Source organism: Magnetospirillum sp. SS-4, assembly GCF_902729425.1.
GTDB lineage: Bacteria > Pseudomonadota > Alphaproteobacteria > Rhodospirillales > Magnetospirillaceae > Phaeospirillum.
The window spans coordinates 19,255-40,139 of record NZ_CACVCH010000054.1; the positions used below are offsets into that span (position 1 = coordinate 19,255).

A 20,885-nucleotide genomic window follows, 5' to 3' on the forward strand; every position below is an offset into this window, starting at 1 on the left:
GGTGGGATCCGAACGCGCCGCTGACGTCGCTCCCACCGACATCCGCCACGAGAGTGGCGCCTGCTGGCAGATTCGCGGCCTGCCGTTTCCCCCCGGCGACGATCTGTGGCGGCCCAAACATTCCCGGCTGATCCTTCTCGAGGACGGTCAGCCCCTGGGGCCGGGGCATGCATTCCACGACCACATCCGCCAATGGGGCGGCGGTGGGTATTCCCATTGGCTGGGCTGGCTCTATTTCTCCACCGGAGACGGCAGCGATCCCCGCACCAATGGCAAGCGGTACCACCTGGAATGGCGGGACGAGCCGGAGACCTTGGTCCCGCAGCCCTGGCGATGGGGCCGGATGGCCCGTCTGGTGGATGCAGTCCATCGCCGGGACGAGATTGATCGGGGCGAACTGATCGCGGCCCTTTCGACGGGCTCGATGGCGGAACGCGCCTGGGGCTTTCATGCCCTGGGCGACGCCTTTCTGGATGCGGGCATGGGGCCGCGCGGCGCCATGCAGCTTTGGCGGGCTTGGCAATTGGGCCGCCGCCGCCATGCCATGTGGCATCCGATCCAGCGCTGGCTGAGCGAGACCGGACAGACCGAATCCCTGCGCTCTCTGTACCGCAACGGCGCCGTCGCCGCCGATAAGGCCGATGATCCCGACTGGATGTGCGACGTTCTGGCGGGATACGAGACCTTTATTTTCAGCAATTATGAACAAACCCGGTCCCTGCCGTTTCAAGACGACATCATCATCGACGCGGCGGCCCGCCTGCTGGCCCGCCATGCTCTGACGCCGACACGGATGCGGCCGGACCATGCCCCCATCAGGATCGGCTATCTTCTCACCGGCGAGGCCGAGACCCGCTATTGCAGTCTGGCCGAGATCGCCCTGGAGCTGGTCCTGGCCCATGCCCCCCACATGGTGGATGCCTGCGCCATTTCGCTTCACCCGCGCGAGCAGATCCTCACCCAGAATCCGCCCTTCGCCGAATGGCTGGGCCATCTGGACGCCGCCGGGCGGGTGATTCACCATTTCGACGCATCGCGGGCATCGGCCAATTTCACAGATACCCTGGCCCTGGCCCTGGCCCTCGCCGGTCTTGACCTGGATGTCCTGGTTTTCGCCGGGCAAACAGGACTGAGGCTGCTGCTGACCGGGCTGCGCCCGGCACCCATGATGCTGGGATTAGGGCTGGGCGAGATTCAGCTCTTTACCAGCAAGCTGTTGGATCTGACCGCGCATATCAATATCAAGCCCGCCATGGATGGGCTGAGCCCGTCGGTGGTTCTGCCCTCCTTCATGCCGCGTGGGCGCTTCCACCACCCGCAACGGCCGGTTGACCGCCAGACATTGGGCGTTCCCGCCGAGGCGGTGTTGTTGATGTCCTCGGCGCGGGCGGTCAAGTTCCGCGAGCCCGAGTACTGGCAGGTGATGGACAGGGTCTTGCAGGCCCGTCCCAATACCTGGCTGGCCTTGGTGGGGCTTGACGCGGCCGAGTTTGACGGCATCGCCCAGGCCTACCACGTCTCTGCGGCGGCCTGTGGGCGGATTCGCTGCCTGGGCTGGCGGTCCGACCACCAGGCGGTCCTCGGCGCCGCCGATATCTTCGTCGATACCTTTCCCAATGGCGGAGGCTATAGCGTCTTCGAGGCGCTCAATCTGGGGGTCGCCACCTTGGCGCTGGAAGATGACTACCTGCTGCCGTTCGAGGAGCGCAGTTGGGCCGTGGCGGCCGAGATTGTCGGAGGCGATATCGCCGTCCCCTTCCATATGGAGGCCGTAACCGCCCGCCTCCTGGCTTTGATCGACGACCCCGCCCTGCGCAGTAAGCTTGCCACGGACGGCCCCAGACTGGCTGATGCGGTTCGCAGCGCCATTCCCTGCGCCCGTGCCCTGGAGCAGTGCCTGCTCCAGGATTGGTTCCGGCCATGAGCGGCAAAACCGTCGTCATCTCCCAATCCAATTACCTGCCGTGGCGCGGCTTTTTCCACATGGTGCGCTCGGCGGATGAGTTGATTCTTCTCGATAGCGTGCAATACACCCGCCGCGACTGGCGCAACCGGAATAAGGTCAAGACCGCCAACGGGCCGGTGTGGCTGACCATTCCGGTGCAGGTCAAAGGCCGCTATGTCCAAAGCGTGGATGAAACGGCGATTTTGAATGACGCTTGGGTCGAAAAGCATATCCGCACGATTACGCTGGCCTATGGGCGGGCGGGCGCATTCGATGCGATTGCGCCATGGCTGTTTGCCTGTCTGCGAGACGCCGCCGCCTCGAGCAATCTCACCACCGTCAATGCCGCCTTGTTGCGGAATGTCTGCGACATCTTGGGGATTCACACCCCTATCTTGCGCTGCACGGATATTCTCGAGCGGAGCGCTCTGGTGCAGATGGAGCCGAACCAAAGGCTGCTGGAACTTTGCCGGGCCCGAGGGGCGAGCACTTACCTGTCGGGACCGGCCGCACGCGACTATCTCGCCCCCGATCTGTTCGCCGCCATCGGCATTTCGGTGACGTGGATGGATTACACGGGATATCCTGATTACCCGCAGCTTTGGGGGGAGTTCCTGCCCCATATGTCCATCGTCGACCTGTTGCTGAATACCGGGGCCGATGCCCCCCGCTATCTGGAGAAGACCAGATGACCACATCCGCTCAGGGGCCGGACTCCTATGGCCTGCGGCCCCAGGCCGTGGAATTTCCCATGATGCTGGTGCTGTCGCTGGTTTATCCCTGCAATGCCAGATGTCCGCACTGCCCCTATACCAATTCAAATATCCGCAAGGAGTACAAGGACGCCCCCTATATGTCGGAGGCGATCTTCAAGACCATCGCCGACGAAGCCGGGCGCTATGGCGCCTATCTGCGCATATCGGGCGGGGGCGAGCCCATGCTGCACCGTCAGGCCACCGATCTCTTCGTCTACGCCAAGAATGCGGGGTGCCGGGTCGGCCTGATCACCAACGGATCTAAATTCACTCCCGAATCATGCCGCCGCCTGATCGAGGGGGGCGTCGACGCCATCGAATTCTCTGTGGATGCCTGCACCGCCGAAACCTACGAGGCCGTCCGGACCGGTCTGGACTGGGAGACCCTGGAGGCCAATATCCGCGCCATGCTGGCCCTACGCAACCAACTGGGCGGCAAGTCCCGGATTATCTGCTCCGCCGTCCAGCAGAAGGGCATCGACATGGAAGCGGTCGAGGCCTTCTGGGTGGGAGAGATCGGGGTTGATGCCCTGATCCGCCGTAAATTCCTGACTTGGGGCGTCAATACCGTCCTCGACGACACCCGATCCGCCGATCCCAGCGCATATCTCGACACGGAAACCGTGCCCTGCCCCTTCATCTTCGAGCGGCTGAACATCGACAGCCGCGGCAATGTCATGGTGTGCGGCTACGATATCTCGTGCAATACCAATCTGGGCAATGTCACCACGGAGACCTTGCGGGACATCTGGCATGGACCGGGGTTCCAGTATTATCGGGAGCGGCACCTTGCCGGCCGGGGGCGCGAGATCGGGCTTTGCTCGGGCTGTCCCGATTGGCAGTACCGGTCCTGGCAACATAACTACTGGAAGGTCCTTGATACCGCCGAACACGCCCGCACGGAGACGTTGCGGCAACTGGGTCCTCATGATGACCCCGGCGTCATTACCCAAGGGACTCCCCCATGAGCCTCAAGATCGGACGCACCCTCTTCACCGGCCCCTTCGCCCTGGCCGACACGGTGCTGCGCGCCAATCACCCACGGGCGGTCTACGCCGTTCTGGTCAAGGAGGGACCGGACTGGGACCCCTGCTTCCGTCTGATCGAGATCGGGGTTTCGCCTCCCGAGGGCGTCGACTTTCCGAACCATCCCCATCGTCCAGCCTGGGAGAAGGCCAGTGATGGCAAGGCGGTGGTCTATTTGCACAGTCTCGATGATGCATCCCAAGACCCGGAGCGCATCGCCGAGGATATCCAGCGCCAATACGGGTCTTCGGGCGGCATTGTGACGCTGTCCAATGGTGTCTGAGCTAGGGGAATGTTAAGGGCTTTTCCCATAGCCTGTAGTTCTGAAACGCTAGATGAGCCAGAAGGCCAGATGACTAAGAACATCCTCGTCACGGGCGGCGCCGGTTTTATCGGCTCCAACTTCATTCACCATATCCTGGCAACCTATCCGCAATACCGGATCACGGTGCTGGATGCCTTCACCTATGCCGGGTCCATCGAGAATCTGCCGCCCGACGCCCAGGATGCCGGGTCCGACCGCGTCCGGGTCTGGTGCGGCAGCGTCTGCAATTCCGATCTGGTCCAGACCCTGATGGCCGATGCGGATATGGTCGTGCATTTCGCGGCGGAGACCCATGTCACACGCTCCATCTTCGACAATCTGACCTTTTTCCAGACCGATGTCCTGGGGACACAGGCCATCGCCAATGCGGTGGTCAAATACGCCCACCGCATCGAGCGCTTCATCCATGTCTCCACCTCGGAGGTTTACGGCACCGCCGAGACACCGGCCATGGACGAGGATCATCCCCTGAACCCCGCCAGCCCCTATGCCAGCGCCAAATGCGGCGCCGACCGGCTGGTCTATTCCTATTGGCGAACCTACGGCATTCCGGCCGTGATCGTGCGGCCGTTCAATAATTTCGGCCCGCGTCAGCACCTGGAAAAGGCCATTCCCCGCTTCATCACCAGCGTGCTGCTGGGAGAAGATCTGACCGTGCATGGCGACGGCTCGGCGGCGCGGGATTTTGTCCATGTGGAGGATACCTGTCGCGCCATCGCCGCCCTGATCACCGCCCCTGCCGACAAAGTGGTCGGCGAGGTCTTCAACATCGCCACCGGCACGGACCGCACCATTCTGGGGATCGCCCAGACCATTGCCCAGACCATGGGTTATGATGCGGACCGTATCTCCTTCGTGGGAGAGCGTCCCGCCCAGGTCGAGCGCCATACCGGAGATTGGAGCAAGATCGAAGGCAGACTGGGCTGGAAGCCCCTGGTCGTCTGGGACAGCGGACTGGCAAGCACCATTGACTGGTTCCGCCAGAACCGGCCTTGGTGGGAAAAGCAGGTCTGGCTGCGCCGCGTCCCCATCACCACCCGGTCGGGGCGGATCGAATACCACTAAACTCCCATTGCCGATGAAAGACGCCGGAGCCCTCCATGTCATTCACGACGCTTCCCAACCATCTGGCCGACAAGGCGCGCCGCGCGCGGTTGCTGGAGATTGAAGCGCGCCTGACCGAACATGCGTTTCCACCGCAATTGGTCATCGAAAATACCTCGTGGTGCAATCTGACCTGCATCCACTGCTCGCACTCGGAACTGAAGCGCGCCAACCGCCATATGGACCGCGCCCTGTGGGATCGGGTGGTGACGGAGGTGGGGCAAGTCTCGCCCGATTGCGAGGTTTGGCCAACCTTCTATGGCGAAGCGTTGCTGCTGGGCAATGAGTTATGGGACCGTCTGGACTATGCCGCCAGCGTAGGATGCCGCAATCTGGTGCTGAACTCCAACGGAACCGCCCTGGGCAGCAAGGACAATATCGAGCGGGTCCTGGCCTCGCCCCTGCGCCGCTTCATCCTCAGCCTGGATGGGTTCAAGCGCGAGACCTTCGAGCATATCCGGCGCAAGGCCAAGTGGGACCGGGTCTATCCCGCAGTCACGGAACTCTGCCGCCGCCGCAAGGAGCGGGGACAGCAATTCCCCGCCATTATCGCCCAATTCACCGTGCTGCCGGACAATGCCGACGAGGCCGAAGCGTTTCGGGACTACTGGCACCAGCAAGGCGCCGAGGTCAAGATCCGGCCCATGCTGGAATGGACAGCCACCGGCAGCATCCGCACCTCGACCATCACCCATGGCGACGATTTCCGCATCGCCTGCCCTTGGGCCAACAACACCATGGCCATCCACCAGGATGGCAAGGTTGTCACCTGCGCCGTGGATTACGAGGGTCTGTGTACGGCGGGAAATGTCGCGGAGTTGAGCTTGGCCGAATGCTGGTCCCGCCTGGCCGCCAACCGTGCCGCCCATCGCGCCCATCGCTGGGCGGAGCTTCCCGAGATCTGCCGGGGATGCGGCGACTGGCAGACCGCCGGTGCGGAATATGATCCGCTCCGGGTGGAAGGAACCCGGCCCTTCTGGTTCGGCAATTCGACAAAGGACTGACCATCCGTGTGCGGTATCTGCGGCTTCATCGAGGGGGGCAAGGACAGCAAGGCCGCAGGCGACGTCTTGGGCCGCATGAACGATTGCCTGAGCCATCGCGGCCCCGATGGCCAGGGCCGATGGGAAGCCCCTCCGGTGCATCTGGCCATGCGCCGCCTCGCCATCGTTGATCCTCAGTCCGGCCAACAGCCGGTCAGCAACGAGGATTCAACGGTCTGGGCGGTGTTCAACGGCGAAATCTACAATCATGCGGAGCTGCGCCAGGATCTGATCCGGCGCGGTCATCGCTTCCGCAGCGATCACAGCGACAGCGAGACCATCGTCCATCTCTATGAGGAATACGGCGACGACTGGCCACGGCTGGCGGCGGTGAATGGCATGTTCGCCATCGCGCTGTGGGATGCCAACCGCCAACGCCTGATCCTCTACCGCGATCGCATGGGCAAGAAGCCCTTGTACTGGGCCGAGATGGGCAAAGGAATGGCCTTTGCCTCCGAGCCGAAATCCTTACTGCAGCACCCGGATAGTCCCCGCGCCGTGGACCCTGCCGCTGCCTGGCACTATTTCTCGCTCAAATCCGTTCCCGCCCCCCTGTCCATCTGGCAAGGCCTGCACCAGTTGCCGCCGGGCTCGCGCCTGATCTGGCAGGACGGCGCCGTCACGGTGGAATCATGGTGGCGCCCCGACTTCACCCCGTTCGCCGAAGCCATGGACCCGCAGGATGCCGCCGCCGAGATCCTGCGCTTGCTGGATGATGCGGTGGGACTTCGCATGCAGGCCGATGTGCCGCTGGGCGTATTTCTGTCCGGCGGGCTGGATTCAAGCACACTGGCCGCCCTGATCCGTCGCAGGGGTTCGGGGCGCATGACGACGTTCTGCCTCAGCTATGCCGATGGCGAGGGTGAACAATTCCTGGGCAAGTCCAACGACGCCCTGTGGTCGCGGCGAATGGCCGATCTGCTGGAAACCGAGCATCATGAGCTAGTGCTGAGCTCCTCGGAGTTCGTGGCTGGCCTGCCTTCGGTCATGCAGGCCTTCCATGAGCCATTCTCGGGTACTGTCTCCACCTTCTATCTGACGCAGCTGATGCGTCAGCACGTGGTGGCCGCTGTATCCGGAGACGGCGCCGACGAATTGTTCGGCAGCTATCTCGCCCATCGGCTGGCCGCCCCCATGGCGAAGTATCTGAGACGGGACCCCGCCGCCTGGGACGATGGAAGCCGGGACCGGCTGGCCCCATTCCAGACGCCAGACCGGTTCCGCTATCTGGCGGAATTGGCGGACCCCGACCAATCGGTCTGGCGGATGCGGCTTGCCGTCTTCTCCGAGTTGGAAAAGCGCCTGCTGCTCTCGCCCTGGATGGTGGATGCCAAGGGTAAGGCCGATACCGGCGCGCTCTACCGCTCTCTTCTGGCCGATTCCACCGCCACCGACCCATTGAACGCGGCCTTGGAACTGGATCAGCGGGCGCTGTTGCCGGATCAGGTTCTGGCCTTCTGCGACCGACTGTCCATGGCCCATGGCCTGGAGATCCGGTCCCCCTTCCTGGATTACCGCCTGGTGGAATTCGTCAACCGCCTGCCGGGCGCGCTAAAGATCCGGGGCGAGACGGTCAAGCATCTGCTGAAGAGCGTCGTCCGGGGGCTGCTGCCCGATCACCAGATCAACCGACCCAAGGAAGGCTTCGTGCAGCCGGTCTATGGTTGGATGCGGGGGCCTCTGCGACCCTGGCTGGAGGCGCTGATGGCCCCTGACCGGGTGCGGGTCCATGGCATGCTGCGGCCGGAGATGATCCAGCGCCTGTTGGGCGAGCATTTCGGCGGGGCGACCGATCATGGAGCCAAGCTGTGGAGCTTGGCCTGCTTCCAGGTCTGGTACGAGTCCGTGGCGGCCCCCATGGTGCGGCCATGACCACCTTGGCGGTGCTTCAGCCGGGCTTCCTGCCCTGGCTGGGCTTTTTCGATCAGATGCTGCGGTCAGATATCTTCATCTATTACGATGATGTGCAATTCGATAAGCATGGATGGCGGAACCGCAACCGCGTCAAGGGACCAGTCGGCCCCCAATTCCTGACGGTGCCCATTCTCCATTCCGGCCGCACCGGCCAGACCATAGCCCAGGTGGAGATCGATAATCGTTCCCCCTGGGCGCGCAAGCAGCTGCGCACCATCCGGCAGCTTTACGCCAAGGCGCCCTTTCTCGAACCCTATGCCTCCGAGTTGGAGGCGGTGCTGCAGTGCCCCTGGGAGAGGCTGCTCGATCTCAACCTCGCTGTGACGGCCCTGATGTGTGATTGGCTGGGGGTGACAACGCCCATCCGGCGAGCCTCCCAACTGGACGCCAGCGGCGGCCAGAGCGAGCGGTTGCTGTCCATCTGCCGGATGCATGGCGCCACCTGCTATCTCTCTGGCGACGCGGCGCGGGATTATCTGGATCTGGACCTGTTCGCCCAGGCCGGTATCCGCGTGCAATGGCAGGATTACAGACATCCGGTCTATGCCCAGCGGCACGGATCATTCATCTCCCATTTGTCCGCCCTGGATCTGGTCCTGAATCTGGGACCGGACAGCGGCGCTCTCCTGGCCTCCCAGACTTAAGGGACAGTCTCATGCCCATTCCGTTTTACCGTCACGATCTTGGCCAGGAGGAACTCGACGCCGTGGCGGAGGTTCTGCGCGGCGAGATTCTCACCACCGGAGACGCGGTCAGGGAGTTCGAGCGCCGCTTCGCCGCCTATCTCCAACGCCGCCGCGCCGTGGGGATGTCCAGCGCCACCGGCGGCCTTCACCTCATGCTGACGGCGTTGGGGATCGGTCCCGGCGACGAAGTGATCACCACGCCGCTCAGCTTCATCGCCACCGCCACCGCCATCGTCCAGGCCGGAGCCACACCGGTCTTCGTGGATGTGGAGGAGGATACCGGCAATCTGGACGCCAGCCGGATCGAGGCGGCGATCACGCCGCGGACCCGCGCCATCATTCCCGTTCACCTCTATGGCCAGATGGTGGATATGGTAGCGATCAAGGCCATCGCCGACCATCACGGATTGGAGATTATCGAGGACGCCGCCCATTGCGTGGAGGGAGCCCGGGACGGATTGCGACCGGGCGAAGCCTCGGCGGGGGCATGTTTCAGCTTCTATGCCACCAAGAATCTGAGTTGCGGCGAAGGCGGCGCCATCGCCACCGACCGCGCCGATCTGGCCGACAGCATCGCCCTCATGTCGGTTCACGGCATGAACAAGACCGCCGCCGACCGTCAGCGCCACGGCTACAGCCATTGGGACATGGAGGTCTTCGGCTGGAAATACAATATGAGCAATATCCAGGCGGCCCTTTTGCTGCCCCAATTCCAGCGCCTGGACCGCAAGACCGAAGAACGGCGGCATCTGGCCGTCCGCTATACCGAGCTGCTGGCCGGAATTCCCGGCATCACCCTGCCGGTGATCCGTCCCGGTTGCGACCATGCTTGGCATCTTTTCGTCATCCGCAGCCAGGCCATGGCACGCGATGCCATGGTGGAGCGCCTGATCGAGGCGAAAATCGGCGTCGCGGTCAATTACCGCCCCATCCATCTGATGCGCTGGTTCCGCGATCGCTGGGACTATGCTCCGGGAGACTTCCCGGTGGCGGAACGCTGGGGCGACGAAGTCCTGTCTGTACCATTCTATCCGGGGATGGGCGACCAGACCGTCGCCAATGTCGCGGACTGTATCCGCGCCATGGTGAACGGGACCTGCTGAGCCTGCCCTCCTACGGATTGCGGGTCAGATAGTAGCGGCGGCCATTGGTGAGGGGATTGGAATTGTCCGAACTGGAGAAATGGACGGTGTTGCCGGCATCGATATCGGCATAGCCCCACAGTCCGCGTCCCTGGGACGCAGTGTCCGCCTCGATCGCGCCGCCGGCCGACAAGATGGTCCCGTCCTCGACCAGAGCATATTCCGATCGGCGGATGCCGATGGGAAGAGTGCCCCGATACGCGTGTCCCTCCACATGCAAGATCATGCTCAGCGGAATGGGATCGCGGTCAAAGACCATGCCGTCATCGCCATCGGGGGTGCCGTGGGCGTAAGCCACCGCGGCGCGGGTCTGTCCGGTCGCCGTCTGGATGCAGATGGCGCAGGCCGGTTGGGCGAGCCGGGCCGTGCTCTCGTGCCGCAGGCTGGCGCGCAGGGCCTTGATATTGTTGCCGAACCAGAAGTCAGCAAAATTTTCCACGGTGCCCAGCATATCGAACGGGGTCATCTGGGACCAGCAGCATACCGTCATCTGCCCATCGACCCCGATATCCAGCCCCATATGGGGCGCGCAGCACAAATTGTCGGGGTGGGCCGCCGCATGGTCCTTGGACACCGGATAGAGGAAATGGCTGAGGGTGGCTGCGCCCTTTGGGCCGGGAGGCGGGCGATGTTGGGGCAGTTGTCCCGGATAGACAACTTCATCGCTCAGATAAACCCGCATGCGGCTGTTGATGGCGCCAAGTTGCTTCAGGACTGGAGCCATCGCCGCAGCGAGTTGCTCCTTGCTCACCACCGCTTCCGTCCCGAAGGTAAAGGCCTGGTAAAGCCTGATATTGGCGAAATCGATGCCGACCTCGTGGGCCCATAACAGCAGATCGCCGACGGAATCCAGATTGCTGGAAGAGATGGTGGGTGAAATCTGGACGGCAAGGCGGCTGGGGTCACGCCGGGCCAGGAGATCCCGCACGCCCCTATCCACATCGCTCCATTGGCCGTTGCGGCGCAGTTCCTCGAACAGCGTCCCCGTGGCGTCAATGGACATGGAGACGGTGCCGTAAGTCTCGCAGAGCAAAGCGATCTTGCGGTCGTCCAATCGGGTGGCGTTCGTCTGAACGAACAGCTTGCATTTGTGTTGCCGGATCGCCAGCAGGATGTCTTCGAAATAGGGATAAATCAGCGGTTCGCCCCAGCTGTTCAGGGCGATTTCCGTGGTGAACGGCAGCACCACGTCGATGACGTTCTGAAGGGTCTCTTTCGACATATAGCGGCGTGGCGTTCGACCGAGCTGAAGCCAGTTCTGCGACGGGCAGATCTTGCAAAGAAGGTTGCAGGCATAGCTGAGGGACAGATTGAGATAGGGCGGCGGCGGGATCTTTTCTCCGCCTCGGGCCAGCAGAAACTCGCCCTGCGGATGCAGTCGCCACAAATCCTGATGGCTGGAGAATTCCTTAGGCATTATGCCCCTCTTCGATTCGACCGTTCTGGCCAACTTGAAGGTCATCATAGCGCATGCGGCCTGACCCGAGTAGAAAAAACCTTACATTTGCGTCCCTCGCAAATGTAAGGTTTTTTCCACGAATTCAATTTATTAGCGGGCAATGCGCGACCGCGACCGGATCCGCTGCGGATTCCGACACGTTCCGGCCACCCATTCCGATTTGATTCCGGCCACTGATTCCGATCGCGTTCCGGCCACCCATTCCGATCCGGTTCCGGCCACCTATTCCGATCGCGATCCGGCCACCCTTTTGGTTGAGGTGCCGGTTTCCGATCATCCGTGGCGGCGATTACTATCACTGAGGAGCACGACGATGCTGTCCCACCCCACACTGGAAACCCTCCACGCCCTCGGTCTGCATGGTTGCGCCAAGGGGTTCAAGGAAATGGAGGCCAGTCCGGCCGCCGCCTCCCTGACCCACGCAGAGTGGCTGGCACTGATCCTCGACCACGAGGTGACGTATCGTGGCCAGAAGCGTTTTGAAGCCCGCGCCGGGCGCGCCAAGCTGGCGTTGCGCTTGGCGTCGAGGAAGGCGCCGGTCGCCAGCTCACGGACCAAGCCCTGGTCGACCGGCGTCTCGGCAAAGACGAAGCTGTCGAGGTCCTTCAAGACCGGAAACTTGGCGCAGCGCATGCGATAGCTGATCGACTTAGCCTGGCGATGGACCCGTTCGGCGCGGATCAGGCTGGCGAGGAGCGGATAGATTTCGTCCCGCCGGACCAGTCCCTTCCCGGCGATCTCATCGAAGCTGGCGCGCATGCCATAGAGCTTGAGTTCGCTCATGGCCTCCAGAATATCCTGGCGATCCATTAGGCGACCCTCCGGATGCTGTCGTAGCGACCGCAGTCGGCCACGGGTTCGATCTTCAGTCGCAGAGCGTCGGGGGTGATGACGCTGGGCATCGCTGGCGGCTGGTTACGCCGGGCGAGAATGCTCAGGATCACATCGCCATTGGCTATTCCGGCGGCTAAGGCTTCGGCGCAGGCCATCTCGACGGCAGGAAGCCCATGGTCGGGGACGGCACCGAGCACCTTGACGAATTGTCGGTCGGCGTCCGGGTGATGCTCCAATTTTTCGCGCACCTGCGCCAAGCCGGGGGGAAGCTCCCAGTCCTTGAAGGGCGCGCCGTTGCGCAAGGCACCCGGCTTGCGCACCAGGACCGGGAGATAATGCCACGGGTCGTAAATGACCTGGTCGCGGCGGAAACTGCGGGCATGATCGGCCACCACCGTATCGTCGAAGAGCACCACGATGCGGTCGGCATGGGAGCGAACCAGAACCATCCGCCCGGCGGCACCGGCATCGACGCTATAGCGGTTGTGATCGGCGGGAATCAGGCAGGTGGTGGTCGCCCGCACCGCTTTCTCGACGAAGCCATCGAAGGGCGCGCGTAGCTCCATCAAGCTGGACCGCTCGTCATTGAACACCTCCCACACCGTCCGATCCTTGAACTCGGGATGCCTGGTCCGCTTGGCATAGGCGACGCACTGGTCTTCCAGCCAAGCATTCAACTCGGCCATACTGGTCACTCGTGGCTTGGGCCGGAACAGTTGATCGCGAAGATTGCCCACCTGATTCTCGACCTGCCCTTTCTCCCAGCCTGCGGCCGGACTACAGGCCACCGGCTCGATCAGATGATGGGAGCACATCTGCAGGAACCGGCGGTTATATTGCCGAGCCTTGCCAAGGAAGATGGTCTCGACCGCCGTTTTCATATTGTCGTAGATACCGCGCCGACAGACCCCGCCGTAGAAGACGAACGCCTTGTCATGGGCGTCGAACACCAACTCCTGAGTCTCGCGGAAATAGACCCGGACGAACGGCATGCGGCTATGCGCCAGCCGCATATGGGCTGCCTTGACCGTCAGCGGCACGCCCTGGAACGAGATAGTCTCGTGGCTCCAATCAAACTGATAGGCCTCCCCAGGCGCGAAGCTCATCGGCACGAAAGCCTTGGTGGGAACCCGGGCCTGCTCGTCCCGCCAGCCTTTGACGAAACGATGCACGCTGTCGTGGGCACCGTCATAACCCTGACCACGCAACTCCTCGAAGAGCCGCTGGGTGGAGCGCCGCTCCCTTCTTGGCAGCTTGGCCTCGGCCTCCAAAATCTTGGTCAAAGACACCACCCATTCACCGAGCTTAGGAGACGGCTGCACATCCCTGGCGTATTTGAACTCGGTCTCGCCGCTACGCACCACCTTGCGCACCGTCCCCCGAGAGACTCGGAGGTCTCGGCAAATCTCCTTGATTGCCCGATGCTCGTCGAAAAATGCGCGCCGAATTTGTCCGATCATATCCACGTCAATCACTCCCCACCGGTCCTTCCTCGAGAGCCTCAACGGCCAAAAGGAAGGACACTGACACAACATCAGAGGGGGTCAGAATTGGACGCGAAAATCTCCCCTCAGGGGGTCACTATTGCTCGCGATTTCACATACCGGGCCTTGCGTGGCCTCGACCGAGCCCTCTTCCTCAAGCTGGGCACCTGCCAATGGATACGTGATCACCGCCATGTGATCCTGTGCGGCCCCACCGGCATCGGCAAAAGCTGGCTGGCCTGCGCACTCGGGCACAAGGCATGCCGCGAGGACATCTCCGTCCTCTACCAGCGGGTGCCGCGTCTCTTCGCGGCCCTCGACCTGGCTCGCGGCGACGGCCGCTACGCCAAACTTCTGGCCAGCCTTGCCAGACCAGATTTGCTGATCCTCGACGACTGGGGACCACAGGTGATGTCCGCCGACCACCGCCGCGATCTGATGGAAATCGTCGAGGACCGCTACGGTCGCGGCTCCCTGCTCATCACCAGCCAAGTCCCGGTCAACCGGTGGCATGAGATCGTCGGCGATCCTACCTTGGCCGACGCAATCCTCGACCGGATCGTCCATGCCGCTTATCGCATCGACCTCGATGGCGAATCCATGCGCAAGCCTCAGGCCGGGGAGGAGTTGACGTAACCGTCCGAGGGGCAAGCGGTCGTCCCCGCTTACCACAGGCCCCACCCACACGCACCCTCCGCCAGCTTCGTGACGAGCGCTGCGGGTGCGCGTGGGTCCCTCCCGTGGAAAGCGGGGACGACCGCACCCAAACATCACAACCTTGACCTGAAACCCCTCGCCATGAGATGACCGTCATAGACCTGCTGGGCAGGCACCCTCCGACCGGCCGAAATCATATCGGTACAGATGGCCGGAAACGGATCGGAATGGGTGGCCGGATTGGAATCGGAATCCCCGGCCGGATAAATCGGAATCCGCAATCCGCCGCTGGAATATCCTTGCGGACTGCGGATGCCCAGGGTTTCTATAGTGAGCTGGCGTTCCTTGGCGCCAGGGCAATAGCAGCAAGGCAATTCCATGGTCGAGTTGGTGAGTTTTCTTGGCAGCAAGGTCCGCCTGCGCCCCTTGCGGCGAGAGGATGGGGCGTTGACCGCCGCATGGCGCAACGATCCGGCCATCCGCGACTGTCAGCTGGGCCATCGCTTTCCCGTGACGGCCGAGATGGAGGCCGCCTGGTTCGATTCCCGGCTTAACGACCGCTCCGGCGGTGCCTTTATCCTGGCGATAGAAGATCTTGCCGATGACGCCTTCGTCGGATATGCCCATCTCCGGGATATCGACTGGATCGGACGGACGGCAGAATTCGGGATCTCTATCGGGGCCAAGGATCGTCAGGGCCGGGGCCTTGGCCGGGAGAGCCTGGACATCATGGTGTGTCACGGCTTTACCGTCCTCAATCTGAACCGCATCTGGCTGCGCGCGGCGGCGTTCAATGACCGGGCGATCGCACTGTTCAGATCCGCCGGGTTCTCCCGCGAAGGCGTCATGCGCCAGCACGCCTATGTGGGGGGCCAGTATTACGATGTGGTCCTCATGGGGCTGATGCGGGACGAACACCGAGAGGGCGCGATCACAAACTCCGGGTGACGACCTGTCCCACCCAGCCATGGTCGGCATCGTGCCATCCGATGACCTGGATGATCCCCTTGACGCCCTGGGCCGCCAGTGCGGCAAGGAAGTCCTCGGCCTCATCGGCGGGCACCAGGGCGATGAGGCCGTCTTCGGCTAACCGGCTCTGGTCGTGCGGGCCGATCACCATCACCCCCCGCATGCGAAACACCTGCCCCCGACGCCCCGCCGGGTCGTAGATTCCAGCCGGCTGGACGCCGTGAAAGCGAAGAGCGGCCCCCAGAATGCTGGCTTCGCTAGTGCCTGGGATCGGTGTCCGATGGCCGTTGTGAATGTAGGGCCGCCGTCCCGCCAATGCCAGGGCGGCGATCAGGTCATGGACCTGGGACTCGAACCGTCGGTGGGCCTGGGGCAGCGCCTCGAACAGCGCACTGGGAGAGTAAGCCGTTTCGGGATCGCGCAGCATCATCTCGACCCCGCAGCGAACCGCGTAGGAGGCGCCACAGGTTAGGCAGACCATCTCGGTCGGTCTCCGCCGGAACTCAGAGCGACCACAAGACAGGCAGGTCGGCACAGGAACCGGCAGATCCGGGCTTAGGCTCCCCCGTTTGCGGAACACAATGAAATCGTGGAAGCCGTCAGCGGGTCCCTGGGGTTGGGCAAGTTCTTTTTCGACCATCCGGGCCAGCGTATTCAGCCGGAGACGATAATGTTCGGCGAAGGCGGGATCGCCCAATTGTCCCCGAACATGATCGGCATTGAACCCATGCGGGCTGAAGACGGAATGAAGCAGGACCGATGCCTCGAATGCCGAGCTGAAGAATTTCCGTTGTCGAAGAATTTCCCCTCTCTGATCGGCGATCAGTTTGGCGAAATACCCGTCCGCATGCATTTCCGCGGTGGGGACGCTGACCTTCAACCAGGCATACAGATCCGGGTATTCATTCCATTCTGCGGTGGGGACGAATATGATTCCGACCCCGCCGGGGGTCAGGACGCGGAATATCTCGGCGAAGGTCTTTTCGAGATCCTGCCCATAGAACATTGTTTCGGAAGATAGAATTGTCGCGAAACTGGAATTTGGGAAAGGAAGATCGGTCATGTCCAGGCCGATCAGGTTATTATAGTGGTCGAATCGCGGCTCCACCTCCAAGCCACAGGACTCTGCGGTAGCCCCCATGGGCATGTCGCCCCCGAAGTCGATATTGGGCTTATCCCGCAGCATGAACCAGGATGCGGCGCCACAGCCGATTCCCAATTCAAGGGACGGAGAGGCCAAATTCAGATCCTTCACCAATGCGTGATGAAACAGTTCAAGGCAGAAGCGGAACGGAACGCAGTGAATGAAGTGGTCTCTCAAATTGTAGGATATGTAATCCGCCGATTTCCGCACGTCATGAGCATAACCCCGATCCATGACCTTGTCCCTTGTCCCTCATTGTTCTGGCGATTATCCGCGTTTCTGAACCACGAAGATCCCTTGGGCGCAGGACAGGTCGTCCTGCTCCGCCGCCCTGAACCGGGAACTCGAGCACCGCAGCCGGGGCAGGAAGTCGTCGAGATACTCAGGCTCCACCGTCTTGATCACGTCGAAGCTTAGAATATCGAACCCTGCCGCCAGCCAGCATTGCGCCATGACCGACGGAAGAACTCGATTGCCCCAGATGTAGTGGTATTCCTGGTTCTCGCGGTCATATGCCCCGTCGTCGAGGAGCAGGAATTCCAAGGGTCGGGTGCTGTCGCGATGGTCGCAGAAATCGACGAGATGAACTCCCATCGTCCCGGACCGCGAGACTCTCGCCAATTGCAGGAAGGCTAGATCGGGGGCATTCAAATGTTCCAATGTCGCGTGTGAGCAGTGCATATGGATCCGGTCGGTCAGGTCCTCGGGCAGGGATTCCGCCAGCGTCCCCGTCCAGATGATGCCTGCGGCCTCGTAGCTTGTCGCGGCAGCGATTCTGGCCAGGACGGCATCGTCGGTGGCAAGCTCTGACTGGCGCAGGGAAACGCCCAGTCCGCGAAGATAGGGCTGGTGCCAGTCAGGATTCCAGGGGCCAGGCTGACGATCCACCGCCACCACCTCGGCCCCCAACCCCGCCAAGGTAAGGACCGTATCCAGATAGGCGCCCGGTCCTATCTCCATCACCGTCCGCCCGCTCAGGCCGGCGGCCCCTCCCGGCAGGCGGCCGAGCAAGTCCAGGATGGCGGGCAGCTTTCGCCGGGAGCGTTGTTGCAAATAGGTGTCCAGGTCCCAGCGGGCCGTATATGTGCGGCCGTTCGTGTTGGGGTCGCTATTGTCCGAAGTGGAGAACCAGACGGAATCAAGCCAGTGAGAATACAGGCCGCCGCCTTGCATCCGGATCTGGGCATGAAGGGCGTGGGGACTTCCCACGGGCTGCCCATCCTCCAGCAAGACCAGGCGAGAACGATCAACGGCATCGCCGCTGTCACCGGATCGCAGGCCAGGCACCGGACAGCGCCAGCACCATCCTCCCTCATGAACGAAGCGGGGGGCGAGGATCCGATCATGGGACAGGGGGCTCATCCACCCCCTCCATTGGTCCGACGACGGCCATGATCGAGCATGATCCGTTCTAATGCCCGTGCACACAACGAGGGACTCTTTAGGTCCGCCACCGCCTTGGGGCCGGCTTTGCGCCAGACCAGCCGCGCACCGGCGTTGCGGATCAATTCCGTTAAGGCCTCGGCCAGCTTTTCCGGAACCCGGTCATGCCCCAGACCGGGGGGAAGAAGCTCCGCGGCGGGCGACCAGGTTCGCACATCCCAGGGGAAAAGATAGTCATCGCCGACCATCACCACCGGCAGCCCAAGGTTGAGGGCCTCGAACACCGTGTGGCCGCCGCCATAGGGCAGGGTGTCCAGATAGATGTCGCAGATGGCTAGGATATTGATGACGTCGTCGCGCCAGCCAAGGGGATGAACGCGGGGCCAAAGATCGGGGGGTAGGTCATGGGATTCGGCCAGGGCGGCGAAGCGGACAGAATCGATACCGACCACGACCAAGCGGGCCTGGGGACACTGACCCAATGCCGAGGCCACTAGATCCCAGTATTCACGGCTGTCGAATTTCATGGCCCTGCCAACGCTCGCCAGCACCACCTGGTCGGGATCAAGACCCAGTTCCGTGCGCGGAATGGTCCGGCTGGGCAGCGCGAACCGGTCGGACGAGATAAACGATGGCATGATCTCGGACGGACATAATCCGTCCATGGCCGGCCGCCGGGTGAAGTGGGCGGCCACATCGAGGAGGCGGCTGGTATAAAGCGGCGGCTCCCCCAATCCCAATCCCATCAGCAGGCGGGCCGGCCTCAGTGCGGTTAGCACGAAGGACAGGCCGCATTGGGACATGAGGACCAGGGCATCCAGGTCCAGTGCGGCGATGGATCTGGCCATCGTCACCGCATCGACGAAAAGCAGTCCCGCCGTCGCGTGATCCAGGAAATAAACCCCTAATCCAGCGGTTTCCAACTTTTCCAGCCATTGGGGAAAGAAAGGGTTGGTGGCAATAATGGTGTCCCGTTGGTGGATGGAGATAATCACCGGTGCAACCACCGCCGGATCGTGACGAATGGCCAGTTCCATGGCCAGATCGGTATGGTGGTGATAGGTACCCAACGCCTCGCCGCAGAGCAGATATCCGACCCGGGCCGGGCGCTGCGTCGCCGGATCGTGCTTTGGAAGATTCACCTTGAACCGGGACAGCAGGCGTCCAGCCGGCCCGGCCACAAACTCATCCTGGAATGGCAGGCTGTGGGTCCGGGGATACAGCTCGTAAATGAAGGTTTCGTAGTGCACCACCACATCCGTCATCCAGTCGGGATCTCCGGCGGCTTCAGCGGCGGCAGCGGCGGTTCTGAACAGGCTGCGGGTCTCATCATCCCGCTTCGTCTCGCGGAGCCAGCACAGGATGGGAAGCCATATTTCCACCCGGCGCAATCCCAATTCCCAGGCCCGCCATAGCTGCATGGCGCCACGGGGGGCGTCACCGGAATCCAGAAAGGCGTCCCCTAGGATGCGCAGGCCCCAGGCCCGCTCGTCGGGGCTGCCGCAGGCCAGAAGCCTCGATACCGCTTCGGCCGATACACCGGTTCCACGGCGGATATCCGCCGCCATGCCCTCCAGATTCCTGGCGAGACCGGCCTGCAGAACCGGCACCGGCCGGTCATCGGCCTCCCAACTCAGAGTATAGCGGCGACCGTTGCTTCGGGGGTCACTGTCATCGCTGGCGGAAAAATACAGGGTCGTTCCCCAATGTGAATAACGCCCCCGACCTTTTTGCCGGATGAGGTCGTGCAGCGAATGGCCAGGCCCCAGCCGCCTGCCGTTCTCGCAGACGACCAAGCGAGAGTGCTTCTGCCGCCACAGGTCGTCCCCCGCCTTGAAGGGTAGCCGACCTAGGACCCAGCAATGCCCCTGATCTTCCCTGATCGCGGCGGGGTCCACTGCAAGAACGGGCGGGGCTGGCGAGGACGGCATGACGGGCCCTTTTCAACGGGGAGAGGACGAATCCGTCAGGTCGCGCATGGCCGTGGCATAGGTTGTTCCCTGATCGGGCCAGAGGGTCAGGGCCCAGTCGGGACAGGCGCCACAGAAGGGATGACCAGAGAAATCGTTGGTACAATGGGCCCGGCGCAAGGCCGTCATAGCTTCGCCCTGCCACAATTTGGCAATGGTGGTATCTGCCAGAGATCCGAGGTTGCCGAGATTGCGCCAGTCCACCGGGCAGTAGCTCACCTGGCCGTCGGGCTTCACCAACACGCGCTCCCATGGATAGAGGCAGGGGCCACGCTGGGCCGGAGCCGATGCCCAAAGCGATTGGCTGACCTCGGGAAGTGTCCCTCCGGCCGAATGGCAGGGGCGGATGACCACGAAATCCGCCCCCTCTAATGTCCAGAACGCTTTGAACGCCTCGACCTCGTGGCGGTTGGCGGATTGAAGAACGAAGCTGACCATCACCTTGACCGGACGCCCGCAGGAGCGGACCATCCGGATAAGCCGCAATGTGTTGTCGCGAACCTGGGAATACGGGCCCCCGGCGCGAATCGAGCCATATGTGGCATCGGAATGCGCGTCGAGGCTGATGTCGAACACATCGACCCCCGCATCCACCAATGCCTTCGCCTTGTCCTCATCGATCAGCAGTCCGTTGCTGGTCAGGTTGACCGGTACGCCGCCATGGGTCGCGGCATAGGTCATCATCTCGATCAGATGGGGATGCAAAAGGGGCTCGCCCTCGCCGGTATAACGGATAAAGCGGCAGAGACCCTTGCCGTCGGTAGCGATCTGATCGATCAGAAGACGGTTCAACTGGGAGCCGAAATGGCGTCTTTCCCGTCCCCTCGGCTTGGTCACCGTCTCATAGGGACAATGGGTGCATGCGAGGTTGCAGAACTCGGTCAAATCCACGTTGATCTGGGATGGGAATGCCCTGGACAGATGGGCGAAGAACTCTCCGTGCATCATTCCTCCGTCACGCTAGTGGAAAAGGTCCGACATTTGCGCACTCGCAAAATTTTGATTTGTTTCCACGAATTCGATTCGTTGGTCGGCAGGTCTGCTC

The 20,885-nt window shown here is 62.5% G+C and carries 18 protein-coding genes; 11 read left to right on the plus strand and 7 right to left on the minus strand.

The annotated features are described in order from the left end of the window. The first annotated feature begins 1 nt into the window (after window position 1). The 9 genes from MTBSS4_RS09265 to MTBSS4_RS09305 all read left to right on the plus strand — a co-directional run bounded on the left by MTBSS4_RS09265 (window position 2) and on the right by MTBSS4_RS09305 (window position 9,901). On the plus strand, window positions 2-1,924 hold the full coding sequence (locus MTBSS4_RS09265; RefSeq protein WP_173983118.1) for a hypothetical protein: 1,923 nt from the start codon (window positions 2-4) through the stop codon (window positions 1,922-1,924). Next, window positions 1,921-2,637: a WbqC family protein gene (locus tag MTBSS4_RS09270; RefSeq protein WP_173983119.1), complete on the plus strand. Its 717-nt coding sequence runs from the start codon at window positions 1,921-1,923 to the stop codon at window positions 2,635-2,637. Before MTBSS4_RS09265 ends, MTBSS4_RS09270 begins: the two co-directional genes overlap by 4 nt. Beyond that, window positions 2,634-3,668, plus strand: a complete 1,035-nt coding sequence (locus tag MTBSS4_RS09275; protein ID WP_173983120.1) for a radical SAM/SPASM domain-containing protein — start codon at window positions 2,634-2,636, stop codon at window positions 3,666-3,668. The genes MTBSS4_RS09270 and MTBSS4_RS09275 overlap by 4 nt, the downstream gene beginning before the upstream one ends. Beyond that, window positions 3,665-4,009: a hypothetical protein gene (locus tag MTBSS4_RS09280; protein WP_173983121.1), complete on the plus strand. Its 345-nt coding sequence runs from the start codon at window positions 3,665-3,667 to the stop codon at window positions 4,007-4,009. The genes MTBSS4_RS09275 and MTBSS4_RS09280 overlap by 4 nt, the downstream gene beginning before the upstream one ends. 69 nt (window positions 4,010-4,078) lie before the next feature. Continuing rightward, window positions 4,079-5,116: a dTDP-glucose 4,6-dehydratase gene (locus tag MTBSS4_RS09285; protein WP_173983122.1), complete on the plus strand. Its 1,038-nt coding sequence runs from the start codon at window positions 4,079-4,081 to the stop codon at window positions 5,114-5,116. 35 nt (window positions 5,117-5,151) lie between these two features. Then, complete coding sequence (locus MTBSS4_RS09290; RefSeq protein ID WP_173983123.1) at window positions 5,152-6,159, plus strand: radical SAM/SPASM domain-containing protein; 1,008 nt, start codon at window positions 5,152-5,154, stop codon at window positions 6,157-6,159. Between the two features lie 6 nt (window positions 6,160-6,165). Then, window positions 6,166-8,070: an asparagine synthase (glutamine-hydrolyzing) gene (gene asnB / locus MTBSS4_RS09295; RefSeq protein WP_173983124.1), complete on the plus strand. Its 1,905-nt coding sequence runs from the start codon at window positions 6,166-6,168 to the stop codon at window positions 8,068-8,070. Then, window positions 8,067-8,756: a WbqC family protein gene (locus MTBSS4_RS09300; RefSeq protein WP_173983125.1), complete on the plus strand. Its 690-nt coding sequence runs from the start codon at window positions 8,067-8,069 to the stop codon at window positions 8,754-8,756. The genes asnB and MTBSS4_RS09300 overlap by 4 nt, the downstream gene beginning before the upstream one ends. Window positions 8,757-8,767: 11 nt before the next feature. Then, a complete protein-coding gene (locus MTBSS4_RS09305) occupies window positions 8,768-9,901 on the plus strand; it encodes a DegT/DnrJ/EryC1/StrS aminotransferase family protein (protein ID WP_173983126.1) in 1,134 nt (377 codons plus the stop codon). Window positions 9,902-9,911: 10 nt separating this feature from the next. Here MTBSS4_RS09305 and MTBSS4_RS09310 read toward each other — a convergent pair whose 3' ends face one another. The 3 genes from MTBSS4_RS09310 to istA form a co-directional block, all read right to left on the minus strand. Beyond that, window positions 9,912-11,405 (minus strand): radical SAM protein, encoded by a 1,494-nt coding sequence (locus tag MTBSS4_RS09310; protein ID WP_173983127.1) that lies wholly within the window; start codon window positions 11,403-11,405, stop codon window positions 9,912-9,914. A 267-nt stretch (window positions 11,406-11,672) separates the two neighbouring features. Beyond that, a complete protein-coding gene (locus MTBSS4_RS22725) occupies window positions 11,673-12,182 on the minus strand; it encodes an ATP-binding protein (protein WP_305792026.1) in 510 nt (169 codons plus the stop codon). A gap of 26 nt (window positions 12,183-12,208) precedes the next feature. Then, window positions 12,209-13,708, minus strand: a complete 1,500-nt coding sequence (gene istA / locus MTBSS4_RS09320) for an IS21 family transposase (RefSeq protein WP_173983128.1) — start codon at window positions 13,706-13,708, stop codon at window positions 12,209-12,211. Between istA and istB the strand changes: the two genes are divergently transcribed. Beyond that, on the plus strand, window positions 13,655-14,353 hold the full coding sequence (gene istB, locus MTBSS4_RS09325) for an IS21-like element helper ATPase IstB (RefSeq protein WP_173983129.1): 699 nt from the start codon (window positions 13,655-13,657) through the stop codon (window positions 14,351-14,353). The genes istA and istB overlap by 54 nt on opposite strands. Before the next feature lie 399 nt (window positions 14,354-14,752). Continuing rightward, window positions 14,753-15,322 (plus strand): GNAT family N-acetyltransferase, encoded by a 570-nt coding sequence (locus MTBSS4_RS09330; RefSeq protein WP_173983130.1) that lies wholly within the window; start codon window positions 14,753-14,755, stop codon window positions 15,320-15,322. Here MTBSS4_RS09330 and MTBSS4_RS09335 read toward each other — a convergent pair. The 4 genes from MTBSS4_RS09335 to MTBSS4_RS09350 all read right to left on the minus strand — a co-directional run bounded on the left by MTBSS4_RS09335 (window position 15,306) and on the right by MTBSS4_RS09350 (window position 20,788). Next, window positions 15,306-16,721, minus strand: a complete 1,416-nt coding sequence (locus MTBSS4_RS09335; RefSeq protein ID WP_173983131.1) for a class I SAM-dependent methyltransferase — start codon at window positions 16,719-16,721, stop codon at window positions 15,306-15,308. The two genes, MTBSS4_RS09330 and MTBSS4_RS09335, sit on opposite strands and share 17 nt — an antisense overlap. Before the next feature lie 33 nt (window positions 16,722-16,754). Beyond that, entirely contained in the window at window positions 16,755-17,849 is a 1,095-nt protein-coding gene (locus MTBSS4_RS09340; protein WP_173983132.1) for a hypothetical protein, read from the minus strand. Further along, window positions 17,846-19,666: a glycosyltransferase gene (locus tag MTBSS4_RS09345; protein WP_173983133.1), complete on the minus strand. Its 1,821-nt coding sequence runs from the start codon at window positions 19,664-19,666 to the stop codon at window positions 17,846-17,848. Before MTBSS4_RS09345 ends, MTBSS4_RS09340 begins: the two co-directional genes overlap by 4 nt. 147 nt (window positions 19,667-19,813) lie before the next feature. Beyond that, window positions 19,814-20,788 (minus strand): radical SAM/SPASM domain-containing protein, encoded by a 975-nt coding sequence (locus tag MTBSS4_RS09350; RefSeq protein ID WP_173983134.1) that lies wholly within the window; start codon window positions 20,786-20,788, stop codon window positions 19,814-19,816. Window positions 20,789-20,885 lie beyond the last annotated feature (97 nt).

Bases quoted from the DNA above. Each gene is read 5' to 3' on its own strand.
- MTBSS4_RS09270 (WP_173983119.1), top strand. From the start codon at position 1,921: ATGAGCGGCAAAACCGTCGTCATCTCCCAATCCAATTACCTGCCGTGG.
- MTBSS4_RS09275 (WP_173983120.1), top strand. From the start codon at position 2,634: ATGACCACATCCGCTCAGGGGCCGGACTCCTATGGCCTGCGGCCCCAG.
- MTBSS4_RS09280 (WP_173983121.1), top strand. From the start codon at position 3,665: ATGAGCCTCAAGATCGGACGCACCCTCTTCACCGGCCCCTTCGCCCTG.
- MTBSS4_RS09285 (WP_173983122.1), top strand. From the start codon at position 4,079: ATGACTAAGAACATCCTCGTCACGGGCGGCGCCGGTTTTATCGGCTCC.
- MTBSS4_RS09290 (WP_173983123.1), top strand. From the start codon at position 5,152: ATGTCATTCACGACGCTTCCCAACCATCTGGCCGACAAGGCGCGCCGC.
- MTBSS4_RS09300 (WP_173983125.1), top strand. From the start codon at position 8,067: ATGACCACCTTGGCGGTGCTTCAGCCGGGCTTCCTGCCCTGGCTGGGC.
- MTBSS4_RS09305 (WP_173983126.1), top strand. From the start codon at position 8,768: ATGCCCATTCCGTTTTACCGTCACGATCTTGGCCAGGAGGAACTCGAC.
- MTBSS4_RS09310 (WP_173983127.1), bottom strand. From the start codon at position 11,405: ATGATGACCTTCAAGTTGGCCAGAACGGTCGAATCGAAGAGGGGCATA.
- MTBSS4_RS22725 (WP_305792026.1), bottom strand. From the start codon at position 12,182: ATGAGCGAACTCAAGCTCTATGGCATGCGCGCCAGCTTCGATGAGATC.
- istB (WP_173983129.1), top strand. From the start codon at position 13,655: ATGCTCGTCGAAAAATGCGCGCCGAATTTGTCCGATCATATCCACGTC.
- MTBSS4_RS09330 (WP_173983130.1), top strand. From the start codon at position 14,753: ATGGTCGAGTTGGTGAGTTTTCTTGGCAGCAAGGTCCGCCTGCGCCCC.
- MTBSS4_RS09335 (WP_173983131.1), bottom strand. From the start codon at position 16,721: ATGGATCGGGGTTATGCTCATGACGTGCGGAAATCGGCGGATTACATA.
- MTBSS4_RS09340 (WP_173983132.1), bottom strand. From the start codon at position 17,849: ATGAGCCCCCTGTCCCATGATCGGATCCTCGCCCCCCGCTTCGTTCAT.
- MTBSS4_RS09350 (WP_173983134.1), bottom strand. From the start codon at position 20,788: ATGATGCACGGAGAGTTCTTCGCCCATCTGTCCAGGGCATTCCCATCC.